We start from the raw sequence: 14,549 nt of genomic DNA, 5'->3' as shown, positions 1-14,549 counted from the left end.
TCGGTTTTATCACGAAAGCGGAGATTTTATGGCACCAAAACAATATGAAGCTGCGAAGAAAGATCTTGAATATTTTATATTTTTAATAGAATTGGCTGAGGCTTATCATCAGACAAACATTTGTGAAAAAGAAAACTGATCAAGGTGTTAAAATATGAATTGTGTGTCGTAGAGTACTTCTTGAAATGTTTATCTTAGATTTCCATAAGGTTCTTGACTGTCTGAACATAGTAAAATAAATTGATCAGTCAGGCAGAGTAAAAATCATTAGTTGGTATCCAAGAGGAAAGAGTGGACACCATGAAAAGCGATTCGAAAATGAAGATAAATCTCATTTCTTATGCTGTTCTGGTTACTTTTCTATTTGGATCTGTCCTGTCAGGATTTGCTGAAACAAGGATCTTTATAAAAGAATACTCGTACCAGGCAAGTGAACTTGACAGTAAGGTATCTTCCCGAACAATTGCCCTTGAACAGGTGAAGCGATTACTATTGGAAGAACTCGGAACATATCTTCAAAGTTACACCGAGGTTAAGAATTTCCAGCTAAACAAAGATACCGTTACTGCTCTCACCGGTGGTATTGTTCAGGTTAAGGTTATTGATGAAAAGTGGGATGGAGACACCTATTGGTTAAAAGCCCAAATTACCGCTGACCCGAAGAATGTTGTAAAATCGATTGAAGTTTTAAAGAAAGACCGGCAGAAATCAAAAGAACTTGAACAAATACGACAAAAGGCGGATACAGCATTAAAAGAAATTGAAAGACTAAAAAGAGATCTGGCAGCATCCAGTGCCAAGAAGAGTAGAACACAGCTATATAACAGAACTGTCGAAACATTAACAACACTGGAGCAAACAAAAAAAGTCTATTTCGTCGCTTCTAAATATTCAAATATTTACCATAAGCCTACCTGTAAATGGGCACAAAAAATTAAACCCAGAAATTTGATCACTTTCAGTTCGGGCAGTGAAGCCCGTAGGAAAGGATACCACCCGTGTAAAGTGTGTAAGCCTTCTTTATATTGAATTTAGGCTTTAATATTCTAACTTCTTTACAAAACAAACCAAAGAAGGGGGGAAATATTTTTTAGCAATTTTCATCGTTGTAAGCGAAAAACCAGTAACTCATGAAATCAGAATTGGAGGAATTTAATTTATAACGAAAAGAGAATCAACGGTATCGAATCCTCTTGGTCTTTTGCAAAAATGAGACTTATGAAATTCCATGGCTTGCCTCTCAATCAACCTTTTACTTACATTTTAAAGAATGTGAATTCAGTTTCAATCACCGAAACGTTGATATATATGAAATGTTATTAAAGAACTTCAAAACTAAACCACTCAACTAGTCAAACGCATAAGAATATTTTGTTTCGTTATTTGACGAGAGTGTGGAAAAATGAACAAGACCATTGAGAACCTTTCAAAGATATGCAATGAATACCGTTTTAAGGAAAAACTCTTCTTTGTCCCCTCTTATTCCATTGGCCACCAATTGGGAGAACATCTGGCAAAATCGGGAACGTCATGGATAAACCTCAGGGTAACCACTGCAGTGGGTTATGCTCAAGAGCTTATAGCCCCGGAGCTCAGTAAGGCAGAAATTCGGCTGATCGAGTCTGGGGAGCGGCCCATTATCATTGAAAAGCTTTACCTGTCTGACGATCTTACCACTATCAAATGCAAATACTTTGAAGCAGCGGAAGAGGTTCCTGGTATCCTCAAGTGCCTCGGAAACGCAGTTCATGAAATAAGAATGGCAGGTCTTCAAGCCGACGACCTCAATCCTGGCACATTCATTTCGCAGGAGAAAGGCGAAGAGCTTATTCGACTCCTTAACAGGTATGACCGCTTTCTTGAAGATAACCGAATTATTGACCACGCAGGGTTACTTCACACGGCCATCCGAAAATGCAGGGAACGGACGACCAGGAGAGAAGATAACGTGGTTATGGTTCTTTCCGATTTTCCGCTAACGCGTCTGGAGAAAGACCTGATTTGCACGGTGGGCGGAAAAGACATACTCATTATAGGACACAACATGCCTTCAGGCCTTGATTTTCCGGGAAGGTTTTTCAGATCAACTGAACAAGTGGAAAACCAGGCCACCAAACCGAAATCGAATATAGATCTATTGTCGTGGGTTTTCAAACCCGAAGAGACGCCAGGGCCTTTTGATGACAAAAGCGTCTCGATATTTCACGCTTTGGGCGAATCTAATGAGATCAGGGATGTATTCAGACGGATCCTTAAAAAAGAAATGCCCCTGGATGATGTAGAGATTCTGGCAACGACTGTCGATCCTTATATCCCGATGATTTACGAGATTTCAGCATCCCTGGACATCCCCGTCACTTTCGCAGGTGGAATTCCGATTACCTACACTCGACCGGGAAGGGCTGTTATCCTGTATCTCGAATGGCAGTCGGAAGATTTCAGCGCAAGTTGCCTGAAACGTTTACTTTCCGCAGGCTTGCTACGCCTTGATAGCATCAGTCAGGAGGGGGAAGCGCCTTCATCCGGCAGGGCCGCCCGGATTATTCGCGATGCCGCGATCGGATGGGGCCGGGAGCGTTATTTGCCCCGACTGAAAGCCTTGGAAGATAGCTACCTTCGCAAAGCAGAAGAAAACCGCAAAGAGGGAGAAGAAAATATTCAATGGGCGGAAGACTCGGCAAAGAAGGTTGCATGGGTACGGGCTTTGGTGGGAAAAATATTAGCCGCGATTCCCGAGCCTGATCCGGACGGAACGATAGACATAAAGGAACTATGCAAAGAAACACTTCATTTCGTCAATAAATTCTGTCGCACCGCAAGCGCTGCGGATGTAGTAGCAAAGACAAGGATAGTGGATGAGCTGGAATCACTGAGCAATGCCTTTTCGTTTACTGATAATGCCCGAAAGGCAAGAGAACGTCTTATTAAGGTGATTCATGGACTCTCGGTTTATCATTCAAATCCAAGACCCGGGCATATCCACGTGGGCCACTATCGTTCCGGCGGATACAGCGGTCGCACAAACACCTTTGTGCTCGGATTTGACCAGAGCAGGTTTCCTGGACCGCCAATCCAGGACCCGGTTATCCTGGATGCGGAACGCCAGAAAATAGGGGCCGATCTGGTAATTTCCGGTGAACTCATGAATGAGAGTTCCTATCTTATGGCAAAAACACTCGGTTCACTGAATGGAAATGTTACCTTGAGTTATTCCTGCCGCGATCTTCGAGAAGACCGAGATATTTTCCCCTCTTCCTTCCTACTTGGTATCTACCGTCTGATAACACCTGACCGGGATGGAAATTACGATAACCTGATCCGCTTTCTTGGAAAACCGGCGGGCTTTATCCCGGAAACTGATCTAACTCCCTTAACAGGTTGGGAATGGTGGCTGTCGCGAAAAGGGCAAAAGTACGGAAACGATTCCGTTTATCCCTGCTACCCCCATCTTCTTGACGGGCAAAGCGCCGAAGAAGCGCGGGACAGCGAAGAGTTCGGGGAATATGACGGCTGGATTCCATCTGCTCAGACCGTCCTCGATCCCCTTAACCATGATGTAGTTATTTCCTCCTCACGGATGGAAGACCTGGCCAAATGCCCTTATGCCTATTTCATCCGCCACGTTCTCGGAGTGGAATCCTTGGAAGAGATGGAAAAAGATGCGAACAGGTGGTTAGACCCCCCGCAGCGTGGCGAACTTTTGCATGAAGTATTCCGTAGGTTTATGGAAGAACTCAAGGAAAGAAGTGAATTGCCTGACTTCGAAATGCATCTAAGAGACTTGAAAGATATTGCATCGGAAGAAATAGAAGCCTGGAAGATTGAAATACCGCCACCCAATGAGCTGGTTTTTGATAATGAAGTGACGGATATCAACCAGACATTGGAGATATTCTTGAAAAGTGAAGAAGAGCATTGCAAGGAAGTTGAACCATATTTTTTTGAACTTTCCTTCGGAATTGCTTCTGACAGCTCACCAGAGCTTTCTGATAAGGATCCGATTCAGATAAAACTCGGCAATGAAGGGTTTTTTAGGCTGAGGGGCCGTATTGACCGAGTGGATCACCAGGGTGATCACAAATACCAGGTCTGGGATTACAAGACCGGAAGCGCTTGGGGATACGATGATCATGGTTATGTGAACCAGGGCAAACATCTTCAGCATGCCCTTTACGCATTAGCCGCAGAGACCCTGCTCAGGGCGAAGTTCGACAAAAAGGCAAAGATAGTTCGCGCGGGCTATTTCTTCCCGGGCACAAAAGGTGAAGGCATAAGGATTTTAAGGGATCAACCGGTGCGTGATGTTTTATACAAAGTACTTGCCGACCTTTTTTCGCTATTAAGAGAAGGTGTCTTCCCGGCATCGAATGATAAAGATCCCTGCAACATCTGTTCGTATAAGGCAATTTGTGGAGATACTGATTCGACCATAAGACGCACCGTGGAAAAGATGAAAGAAGATGAAAAGTTGGCCCCATTTGAGAGGTTAAAAGGGAATGCGTAAAACGGAAGATGAGAAATATCGAAAAATGATCGTAAAGGATATTGATGTCTCCATGCTGGTGGAAGCTGGCGCAGGGTCAGGCAAAACGAGCAGCCTCGTGAACCGGATGCTGGCATTGATCGCCGAAGGCAAATGCACCGTGGGCAGAATGGCTGCTGTTACCTTCACGCGTAAGGCGGCGGCCGAACTAAAGGGGCGGTTCCAGATGGCCCTGGAAGAAGCCCTCAAAAAGGAAAAAGATAGACTGAAGCGCGACAACTATGATCGTGCGCTCTCCAGATTGGATCTACTCTTTACGGGCACCATTCACTCCTTCTGTGCCAGACTTCTAAGAGAACGCCCCATTGAAGCACGTCTGGACCCGGATTTTGAAGAACTGGAAGAGGATGAAACCCTTATTCTCAGAGACCAATGCTGGTCAGAGTACTTGCAGATGCTTCATACGGGAGAAACCCCGGTTCTTAAACAAATTGAGTCCATCGGCTTGAACCCTTCGGATCTGATTAATGCCTATCAAGCCGCTGCCCAGTATCCCGAAGTTGAGATAATTCGAGAAAAGTTGGAAAGACCAGACTTCGGTAAAGAGAAAAGGCTTTTAATGGATTATCTGGATCGGGCCATCAATGCATTGCCCGCCACCGTGCCGGAAAAAGGATGGGACGATCTGCAAACTATTTTGCGAAAGGCAGTGTTGCGTCGTCGTAACCTGAACATAGAAAAAGATGTCGATTTCATCAAGATGCTTTCAGGTCTGGACAAATCTGGTAGAGTTACACAGAAAAAATGGTCAACTAGTGATATAGCAAAAGAACAGAAAGCGGCATTCGACAGATTCAGGACGGATATTGTTGTTCCATGCCTGAAGAAATGGAGGAGCTACTGCCATTACTTCGTTATGGAACTTGTCGAGCCGGCAATCGATTACTTCAAACGGCACAGGGAAAAGAACTCTATTTTGAATTTTAACGATCTTCTTCTCAAGGCCGCAACACTTCTTCGGAACAATCCCGAGGTCAGAGAATATTTCAGGGAACGGTTTTCTCATATCCTCGTGGATGAATTTCAGGATACAGACCCAATCCAGGCGGAAGTAATCTTATATCTCACGGGTGATAACCTTAATGAAACATCGTGGCGCAGGTTGAAAGTTAGACCGGGAGCACTCTTTATAGTTGGCGATCCCAAGCAGTCTATTTACCGATTCCGCCGTGCAGACATCGACACCTATAATGAGGTCAAAAGCGTAATCAAAGATTCAGGCGGACGTATCATTCCACTTACCACCAATTTTAGATCCCTTCCTTCCATCTGCGACTGGTTAAACCCCATCTTTAAAGGGAAATTCCCGGACAAAGCCAACCAGCACCAACCTGCGTTTGAGTCACTGAATTCTTTCGAGAAGGTAAATGACGGTGGTGTCAGGCGCATTACCATCCCCAGCGTGGCCAGGAATAAACAGGAAGAGATTGCCTGGTTAGATGCTGAACGTATTGCCTCCTGGATCGACCAGGCACTCAAAGAAAAGGATTATGATGGGCCGGGGGATTTTATGATCCTTCTTCGTTATAAGAAACACCTCCCCGTTTATGCAAGCGCCTTGGAAGCGCGGGGAATACCTTACGAAATTACCGGAGGCACAGGCTTCAACGAATCGGAAGAACTTAGACAAGTGCTGAACCTCCTCCAGGCCATAGCCGAGCCGGAAGATCAAGTGGCGCTTATCGCTGCGATGCGTGGGGCATTTTTTGGTATTAGTGATGACCTGCTTTACCGATTTTATAAGGGGGGAGGATGCTTTTCCTATCTCGTACCGCAGGAACAGTGCGAGGACGAAGAGGCGCGAAACAGGATTGAACCTATTTTTGGCAAGTTCCTTCAATTTTACCGCTGGACCAGGACGACCCCCCCTGCGACTGCCCTTACCATGATTCTTGACCACCTTGGGATCATCCCATTGGCAGTTACGAAAGATATGGGAGATAGCCGGGCAGGAAATCTCCTAAAAGCGCTTGAACTTACCATGTGGGAATCAGCCCGGGCGCCAACCTCCTTTGCCGCTTTGGTTGAACGTCTTGGGAAATACTACAAAGAACTCGATATAGAAGCCTTGACTATTGAACCCGGTAAGAAGGATGCGGTTAGGATCATGAATCTCCACAAAGCCAAGGGATTGGAGGCCACTGTGGTCTTTTTGGCTGATCCCCTGAGGGAATCTTCGCATGAGCCAGAGACACATATCAGCCGAAAGGAGGATACCCCGGTTGGTTACTTTATGGCCTCGTGCAAGAAGGGAGAATATAAATATGAGACCATCGGACTTCCCCCCGATTGGGAAACTTATCAGGAGATAGAACAGAAATATCAACAAGCCGAAGAAGATCGGTTGTTATATGTGGCTGCAACAAGGGCAAAAAGACTTCTCGTAATCAGCACATACCCGGGGAAACCTGGCAAGGGAGCATGGACAGATTTTTATACATATCTTGAGGAGGTGAAAGAACTTGAAACATATGCGGAAGAAGAAGCAATTATTGATAAAGGGCAGATTGCATCAGAGGAATTCGAGGCAGGGATAAAAGAGACTGCCGAAAAGATTGCCAGGAGCAAAATCTTCACTTATTATACTGAAACAGTAACCGCTATGGTCGAGGCTTCTTCCGGAGAAATGCCTTTTTCGGAAGATACGGGCAGGGGTATGAGCTGGGGCCGTATAATTCACCGTATGCTGGAAACCGCTGCAAAGGACGAAACCGTTGATCTTGGGATATTGGCGGAAAATCTGCTTAAAGAGGAAGGGAGGCCATTGTCAGAAAAAGATTCAGCAGTCGCCACCGTGAATGCAGTTATATCTTCTGATCTATGGGGAAGGATGAAAAAGGCCGACACTGCATTGTTCGAAACGCCGTTCTCGTTCAAAAGGAAAGAAGGTGAAGCGCCAAAGATAGTTTCAGGGGTCATTGACCTGATATTCAAGGAAAAGAAAGGGTGGATCATCGCCGACTACAAGACCGATAGGGTGGACGGAAATTTGGATGCATTGACAAGATACTACAGGCCACAGATAGAAATGTACCGTAAGTTCTGGAAAGAGATGACGGAAGAGGATGTAAGCGAAGCAGGATTGTATTTTATCGATGCGGGAAAGTGGGTTACGATTTAAATTCAAATTCCGAGTTCTCAAGGAATTACTCAAAGAATGCGAAGAAGAAATTCTTAATTTTGAGATAAAATATGGGGCTTCATTTGAAGAAGTTCAAAAAAACTTATTGTTGATTACGCCATTCCAATAACCTAAAAATTCGACTGCGGAGTGATGAGATGCGATCCGTACATGGAAAGAAGTTAACTGATTTAAGATTAAATCGACTGGCAAGATATCTACAACCTCTGATTTGATAATATTGGTGACGCCTTTAAGCAGCTCTCTTAACTCTGGAAATTGATTGTGGAGTTATGATATTGATTTCCTGTATGTAATTTATGGGAATAAACAAAGATGAGCCAAGAGTAGACTTCCCCCCCCTCCCCCTTTTTTCTTTATCAAATATGTTATTTCCCCTTGACATCTGATATTTGTGGTATTATATTTACCACGTGGTAATGAAATTACCACAGCGGAAAAGGAGAAAATCATATATGAAAAACCTAGGAGGAAAGGACGGTGGAAGTAGCCATGTTTGGCGAATTAATAAAGGGGGCGAGAAAAAGGAGGGGTATTGGTTTAAGGGAATTTAGTAATCTAATTGACACAGACGCCAGTAACTGGAGTAAGGTTGAGCGTGGACTTCATTCTCCACCTCAAAGCGAGGAGAAATTAAACAGGATAGCAAACGCTCTACACATTGAAGTCGGCTCGGAGCTGTATATTGAAATGTTAGATAAAGCAAGAATAGACGCGGGAATAATTCCAAAAGATATTCTTTCAGATCGAGAAGTATTGAACGCTTTACCGATGTTTTTCAGGACAATCAGAAGCGAGAAACCAACACCAGAAGAGTTGGAAAGATTGATAAACTTTATACGGGAAGGAGGTTAACATCTGATTGAAACAGGGAATATTTAAATGTAGTTGGTGTCCGAAAGAAAAAATCTGGGAAGAAACAGAACAGATACGTACTAAGCATTGGCCGCAGGAAACACTTCCTGTGAACATGGAGCACATTGTGGAATTTGAGTTAGACTTACACATTGAACCAAAGCACGGATTAATGTCTACTGCTGACATGGATGCAGGCTTGAGAAGGGATATGACGGGTATAGTGGTTGATTATGACCGCTATATGGACACTAAGTACGCTAGCCGAATGCGTTTTTCATTTGCACACGAGGTAGGACATTTCTTCATACACAAAGAGATATATGCCGAAATCGGTTTTGTCTCGACCGATGAATGGAAGGACTTCATACAGGGAGTTCCAGATAGAGAATACAGAAGTTGTGAGTGGCAGGCAAATGAGTTTGCTGGCCGCTTGCTTGTCCCTCGCCATGTCTTAAAGCCGGAAATCGAAAGACTGTATAACAAGATTAGAGAGGAAAATCTTATCGAATATATATCAAAAGATCCCGATGCAGTTTTAGTGCGTATATCACCAGCACTTTGTAGGATTTTCGGAGTTTCAGAGGAAGTTATTGAAAGAAGATTAGAAAGAGAAGATTTATGGCCGCCTGATTGGATTGAATAGACTACATTTAGATCGAGTAACATCCATGATAAGTTTTGTTAAGGGGAAACCTCCGTTTCTCCGTTTTCCCCTTGACCTTCTGGATTGATGGACTCCCGATTTTCCCCTGTAGTCTAATGGTTAACAGCCGGATTTTGGTGATTAATTTAGTAATTTGTGTCTTGAAGGATGAGGGCTAAAAAAATGGCAAGGTTATCACGTAACAAAAAATCGGGGCAGCGGCTGGGACGTGAAAAAAGAAGGTGGACAAAAAGCATCCGGGAACTTCGGTACCAAGCAGGAAGCCATCCAGCGCAGCAAGGTACTGGCAAAGAATGCGCCTCTCGGTCAGATCAAGATTCATGGCCAGAATGGTAAGATTCAGACCGAACACACTTACGGGAAGGACCTGTACCCGCAAAAAGGATAAAGGAGAGGAATGACAAAGAATTTAACGATTGACCAAAGCTTCCAAAAATTCCTAACCAATCTGAACCCGACCGATAAGCAGCGAGAGCGAATCCAGAAGACAAGGGACTCAATCGATGCTGCGCTTATCAACGACGACCGAATCTCCCTATGCACCTCAAAACAGATTTCCTTCCTGACGGGTTCATATTCACGAAAAACCATTATTCGCCCTATTGATGACATTGACCTCTACGTGCGGGTCCATTACGGCAAACATGCTAAAGATCAGTCCCCTATGTCGATTCTACGGTTAATGGCATCGGCAATTCGAAAAAGGTATCCTAAAAACACAAAAGTCAATATTGATTCACCTTGTATCGTGGTAAGATTCTTTGGGTATAAATTCGAGATCGTTCCTGCAGTGGGATACAGCGATGATCCTGATCTCTACAGTATTCCCGTTCCTGGCTCTAAAGAATGGATGTACTGCTACCCGAATGTGCCGGACAAGTGGCTCTCAGCCTGTAACCATGCCAATAACAGCCTTTTCATTCCGTTGATAAAAATGCTCAAACAGTGGAATCGGAATAATAAAGTGGGACTTAAATCTTTCCACCTGGAGCTGCTCACTGAAAAGGTATTTGGTGCAGTGACAGATATTTATTCATATCCGCAAGGAATTTACGACTGGATATACTGTGTTCGGGATTGGGTTTGGGGAAATAATTATCCCTTCGTCCTTGAACCCGGTAAAAGCTATACCTATGTCGATGAATACCTATACGAAAAACCGCTCAGGCTGAGAGTTGTTAGAAAAAGGCTCGACGCGGGGCTGAAAAAAGCCGAGAGAGCATGGGACTTTTATTCCAAAAGGAGGTACCCAACTGCCAAGCGTGTCTGGAACCATATGTTCGGCCCAAAATTTCCTGTTCCGCAAGTGCCGACAACAATGCCTTCTCTTATTCCACCTCAGCCTCCACCCACTCCCACCCTGAAAGACTTCTTGGCACCCCAACCCTCGACCGGGCTTTTGGGTAAATCGTACGGTAATTCACTACTGGGTGCACTTTCAAATCCAAAACCTAAACCACAGCCTAACACTAATGCGTTACTCGGCATGCTTTTAAATCCTAAAGACCCATTCAAAAAATAGAGGAATGTATGTCTAAAGAAAACAATGATATTCTTATAAATGAGTGCAGGCGAATTGAAGATGATTGCCTGTATACCGCCGAAGCTCATTACATTATCGCTGCCGGTGCTGATAGGGTGAGTTTTTGGGTGAAATTGATTCCTGCGGTTGCTGCGGCTGTAAGTGGTGTTGCTCTTTTGTCCGGGGCTCCCAATTGGATTGCCTGGTTCTCTGTGATTGCGGGTGTCGCTTTTGCTTTGCAATCAATCCTGAATCCCGACAAAAAAAGAGAAGAACATTCACTGGCAGGCAAAAGCTACGCAGCGTTAAAACATGAATCACGGTCATTGTACCAGACATTTCATAGAGAATTGGATCATGATTCGTTTTCAGTAATGGTGAGAATCCTCCGTGAAAGATACAACATGATAGCTAAGCTGACACCACAAACTACAGTTAAGGCTTTTGAAAAAGCTAGAGAAAGAATCAAAGCAGGGATACATACGCCTGATTTTAAAGAGAATAAATAGTGATGAGTGTAGGGAATAATTCAAGAAATATGGGCACACATCTTTTCAATCTCGATGTTCTGGATCTCAGCTGCCTTCCTATTAAGCGAGTCGACGTCGTCGAAAAAGAACTTCGTGCAGTAATAGGCATGTTTGAAAAGTCGGGTCCTGGGCTTGAACTTAAGCATGACGTGGACCTCACCGTTTACCTAACTGATCAAATGGGGACATGCGTGGACCATGTGTGTGAGAGCTACGGAAAAGAGATTACCGCTCCATACAAATCTATGCGAAATACTGTAACTGTTCAAGGAGTTGTGCTATACCACCCCAAGTGTCCTCCGCTGCGAGCTTCAATCGTACTTGATCAGAATTCATGGACAAGAGACGACGGTGAGAGCGTTTTAATAAGGACATATTTGATCACGCACGAAATCGAACACGTGCTCCAAAATGCCAGAGAAACCGATCCTATTCAACGGTACAATTGGGATCCTTCAAACGTGACACACGCCGAAAGAGTACAACGTTTGGCCGCAGCTCTTCGAGATGAATTCATTGTAGATATAAATGCGCTTTCCCAGTGTAAAAAAATACTTCGGAGTGGTAAGGATAAAACCATCTTACCAAGTCAAATCATGGGACCAAGGTTCGTGGGTTCAGCTCATCAACTCCTTAAAAAGCTTTGCGATTTCGCAAAGCGTGACTTACAAACCTATCGTGAAACTAGCGTCGGTCTCGATGAGCTATACCCAAGGGTGGCGCCACTTATAGGTGAGCTGTTTTCCGTTTTGACACACTCAGCTGCTATATATACTCATGATAACCGGATGAATATTTTCCGATCAGGCATGGAAGAAGCACCGGAATTCACGGGGTATCTTGCTGAGGACTTGGAGGACTTCCTCCTTGCCTTAGTTAATAATGATAGTGTCACAGCAGAACTTGAAATAGTGCGTATTTTAGAAGTAGTACTTGGCTACACCGGGCTTCGCATCGAAGATCTGCCGGACGGTAACCTCTATATCCACGTGCATGCGCCCGTTATTTGTTAGATCTGAAATGTAGTAAATTTTTGGTGACGTCATTACCTTGTAATCTGGCCTCTCAAGGCTTTAACTGGAAAATGTCATTTCAAGTAAGATATATTAAATGTTACGACAGTGCTATAGTAGATGAAAGTTTGAGGTCCCGAAATTTCAAGATATTTATTTACTGTACATAACAAAACTATCAAATCAAAAATTGCAGCTATCTTTATTAGATCTTCAATTCATATTTTAACCTCTACATTGTTGACAGCTGCTATGTACTTGATAAATGCCGTCAAATCAGGAGATTAAGACAGCCAAACCATATCGTGATCAAATTTTTCAGATCAAAAATTACATACAGCTTCATCAGTAAGAAAAACCCTTTGATTTATTTCTGACAGACTGAGTATTTATTCTTCAGAGCAGACCTCTCCTTTCGAGAACCCGGAGTATGCCTGGAACCCTGAGATCCAATTCTGTATCTTCAGGAAGATTGAATAAAAAATGATCCAGTTCTTCGAGTGGGACTTTTAGAACTTCGATTTTCTCGGTAGCATCCCTTATTGTATTCCCTATAAATTCCACAACAGGAGCAAAAAAGTGAGTTGCCCTGGTAGTAGCCAGCGCCGGGCACAGGGGTACCGAGATAATAGGAATGAGTTTTTCCGCTCTATAGCCGGTTTCTTCTAAAAGTTCCCTTCTGGCAGCTTCTTCTTCGCTCTCACCCTTTTTATCAGTGAGGCCCGCGGGGAACTGGATAACAAAAGATTCTATGGGAACTCTCCAGTTTCTCTCCAGAATCAGCTCTCTTTTTTTAGTTAAGGCAACAATTACTACCGCCCCTCCATTATATATGTTCTTCCTTTCTATCGTTTCCCAAAAACATTCCTGGCCTGTGTCTGTTATGAAGTGTTTCCTGACAACTCCCAAATAGTCTCCGTCAAAAACCGTATCTCTTTTTGTAATTTTCATTTTTCACTCTACTTTTTCTTCTATGGCCTGCAAACCTTGCATGGCGTGTACCTTTGTTTTTTGTCCCTGTGGACCGATTCCGGGGTGTTAACACACAGGAGTCTGACCTTTTCGTACTTACCATGATAATTGACGACAATTGTATCCCCGTCAACTACGCGGATCACATTGTACTGGCCGGCAAGCAGAGCGGTAGGAAATATAAAGAGAAAAATCATAAAAGCAATGATTAATCTGTGTGATTGTTTCATGATTCAGATTCCTGTTCGTAAGAGCATAGATTATCCCTCCCCTGGTATTATACTGATTCGTATTATACACATTAGCATAATATTGTCAGGAGGTTTTTTGTCATTATTACAGGGATTGGCGTCAAGCGGGTATGGGAAAAAGTAATGTCTGTGGATCAGGTTTGATCTTCTTTACGGGCTATTAGATTAATCCTTTATCTCTTAATATCCCCTTAGCTTCCTGTCCCGACATCCTTAAATAGATTGCCGTGGTTGTCAGCGCAGAATGACCGAGAATGTCCTGTACGATCGTAACGGGTACGCCCGCTCTCAGTAACTCGATTGCCCTTGTGTGTCTCAAAATATGAGGGTGCGCCATTTCTCTCGGTATATTCGCGGTCGTTGCTCTTTCACAAAACACTTGCCTAAAATTACTCTGGTCCAGCTTAAACACTTTACCTCTCTGATCCGGAAACTCCGCAACATAGGTGGCAATCTCACTCGTTACGTTTCCCGGTACAGGGACGATGCGGGACTGAACTTTTGAATTGTGTCTTTTTAGCGTGATTAGTCTGATTTCCGTGTTTCGGAAGTCAATATCTACCTTGTCGTCAATACTTAGCACCTCGCCGATCCTTGCGCCCGTATATCGCAGAACAAGAAACGTCAGCCAGTACCGGCCACGGGATTTTCTTTTTGCTTTTGTGGGGCTGGTATCGTACCATTCCTGAAAGACACTGGTCATGGAATTCACCTGGCTTTCAGCCAGGTATTGCATGGGCCTGTCAACTGTTATGGGAAACGAGTTATATACAGCAAGATTCTTCATTAGTAGCCACAATTACCTTTTTTCTTTTAGAATTTTCGGGTATTTTATTGACCAACTTACCCTTTATCACCTCCAAAACCGGGGGTTTTACGGGTTGAGATGGGGATTTTTACCCGATAATTGGTATTTTCGTGTAAAAAGGATTTTTCGGTTGTCATTTTCATTGTTCACCACCCAAATGGGGATTCTGATCAACAATGGTTTCTTCAAACATGTCAACTCCGAATAAACATTATTTGGTTCGGACTATACTCCGAACAATTGTGC

The 14,549-nt window shown here is 43.8% G+C and carries 11 protein-coding genes and 2 pseudogenes; 10 read left to right on the top strand and 3 right to left on the bottom strand.

Going from position 1 to position 14,549, the window contains the following annotated elements; all coding sequences use genetic code 11:
• The first annotated feature begins 300 nt into the window (after nt 1–300).
• From Q7J27_13650 to Q7J27_13605, 10 genes and pseudogenes are all read left to right on the top strand, one after another.
• Nucleotides 301–1,029, top strand: coding sequence for an Ada metal-binding domain-containing protein (locus tag Q7J27_13650; protein MDO9530183.1), 729 nt, complete (start codon nt 301–303; stop codon nt 1,027–1,029).
• Between the two features lie 138 nt (nt 1,030–1,167).
• A pseudogene (locus Q7J27_13645) lies at nt 1,168–1,352 on the top strand (IS1595 family transposase).
• 50 nt (nt 1,353–1,402) lie between these two features.
• Nucleotides 1,403–4,504: a PD-(D/E)XK nuclease family protein gene (locus Q7J27_13640; protein ID MDO9530182.1), complete on the top strand. Its 3,102-nt coding sequence runs from the start codon at nt 1,403–1,405 to the stop codon at nt 4,502–4,504.
• Entirely contained in the window at nt 4,497–7,664 is a 3,168-nt protein-coding gene (locus Q7J27_13635; protein ID MDO9530181.1) for a UvrD-helicase domain-containing protein, read from the top strand. The genes Q7J27_13640 and Q7J27_13635 overlap by 8 nt, the downstream gene beginning before the upstream one ends.
• A gap of 501 nt (nt 7,665–8,165) precedes the next feature.
• Complete coding sequence (locus Q7J27_13630) at nt 8,166–8,540, top strand: helix-turn-helix transcriptional regulator (GenBank protein ID MDO9530180.1); 375 nt, start codon at nt 8,166–8,168, stop codon at nt 8,538–8,540.
• Between the two features lie 7 nt (nt 8,541–8,547).
• Nucleotides 8,548–9,186 carry an ImmA/IrrE family metallo-endopeptidase gene (locus Q7J27_13625; protein MDO9530179.1) on the top strand — a complete coding sequence of 213 codons (639 nt, stop codon included), beginning with the start codon at nt 8,548–8,550 and terminating at the stop codon, nt 9,184–9,186.
• A 205-nt stretch (nt 9,187–9,391) separates the two neighbouring features.
• Nucleotides 9,392–9,595 (top strand): annotated as a pseudogene (locus Q7J27_13620) (DUF2188 domain-containing protein).
• A gap of 9 nt (nt 9,596–9,604) precedes the next feature.
• Complete coding sequence (locus Q7J27_13615; GenBank protein ID MDO9530178.1) at nt 9,605–10,729, top strand: hypothetical protein; 1,125 nt, start codon at nt 9,605–9,607, stop codon at nt 10,727–10,729.
• 8 nt (nt 10,730–10,737) lie between these two features.
• On the top strand, nt 10,738–11,238 hold the full coding sequence (locus tag Q7J27_13610; GenBank protein ID MDO9530177.1) for an SLATT domain-containing protein: 501 nt from the start codon (nt 10,738–10,740) through the stop codon (nt 11,236–11,238).
• 200 nt (nt 11,239–11,438) lie between these two features.
• Nucleotides 11,439–12,272: a hypothetical protein gene (locus Q7J27_13605; GenBank protein MDO9530176.1), complete on the top strand. Its 834-nt coding sequence runs from the start codon at nt 11,439–11,441 to the stop codon at nt 12,270–12,272.
• Between the two features lie 396 nt (nt 12,273–12,668).
• Here Q7J27_13605 and Q7J27_13600 read toward each other — a convergent pair whose 3' ends face one another.
• From Q7J27_13600 to Q7J27_13590, 3 genes are all read right to left on the bottom strand, one after another.
• Nucleotides 12,669–13,223: an NUDIX hydrolase gene (locus Q7J27_13600; GenBank protein ID MDO9530175.1), complete on the bottom strand. Its 555-nt coding sequence runs from the start codon at nt 13,221–13,223 to the stop codon at nt 12,669–12,671.
• A 20-nt stretch (nt 13,224–13,243) separates the two neighbouring features.
• Entirely contained in the window at nt 13,244–13,441 is a 198-nt protein-coding gene (locus tag Q7J27_13595; protein ID MDO9530174.1) for a hypothetical protein, read from the bottom strand.
• Nucleotides 13,442–13,655: 214 nt separating this feature from the next.
• Nucleotides 13,656–14,282: a site-specific integrase gene (locus tag Q7J27_13590; protein ID MDO9530173.1), complete on the bottom strand. Its 627-nt coding sequence runs from the start codon at nt 14,280–14,282 to the stop codon at nt 13,656–13,658.
• Nucleotides 14,283–14,549 lie beyond the last annotated feature (267 nt).

The sequence above is a fragment of the Syntrophales bacterium genome (assembly GCA_030655775.1).
Classification (GTDB): Bacteria; Desulfobacterota; Syntrophia; order Syntrophales; family JADFWA01; genus JAUSPI01.
The sequence above is the reverse complement of the archived record's forward strand: the minus strand, read 5'-3'. Positions and strand labels throughout refer to the sequence as shown.

Coding starts and splice junctions, on each gene's coding strand:
- Q7J27_13650 (MDO9530183.1), top strand. CDS start 301: ATGAAAAGCGATTCGAAAATGAAGATAAATCTCATTTCTTATGCTGTT.
- Q7J27_13640 (MDO9530182.1), top strand. CDS start 1,403: ATGAACAAGACCATTGAGAACCTTTCAAAGATATGCAATGAATACCGT.
- Q7J27_13635 (MDO9530181.1), top strand. CDS start 4,497: ATGCGTAAAACGGAAGATGAGAAATATCGAAAAATGATCGTAAAGGAT.
- Q7J27_13615 (MDO9530178.1), top strand. CDS start 9,605: ATGACAAAGAATTTAACGATTGACCAAAGCTTCCAAAAATTCCTAACC.
- Q7J27_13610 (MDO9530177.1), top strand. CDS start 10,738: ATGTCTAAAGAAAACAATGATATTCTTATAAATGAGTGCAGGCGAATT.
- Q7J27_13605 (MDO9530176.1), top strand. CDS start 11,439: ATGGGGACATGCGTGGACCATGTGTGTGAGAGCTACGGAAAAGAGATT.
- Q7J27_13600 (MDO9530175.1), bottom strand. CDS start 13,223: ATGAAAATTACAAAAAGAGATACGGTTTTTGACGGAGACTATTTGGGA.
- Q7J27_13595 (MDO9530174.1), bottom strand. CDS start 13,441: ATGATTTTTCTCTTTATATTTCCTACCGCTCTGCTTGCCGGCCAGTAC.
- Q7J27_13590 (MDO9530173.1), bottom strand. CDS start 14,282: ATGAAGAATCTTGCTGTATATAACTCGTTTCCCATAACAGTTGACAGG.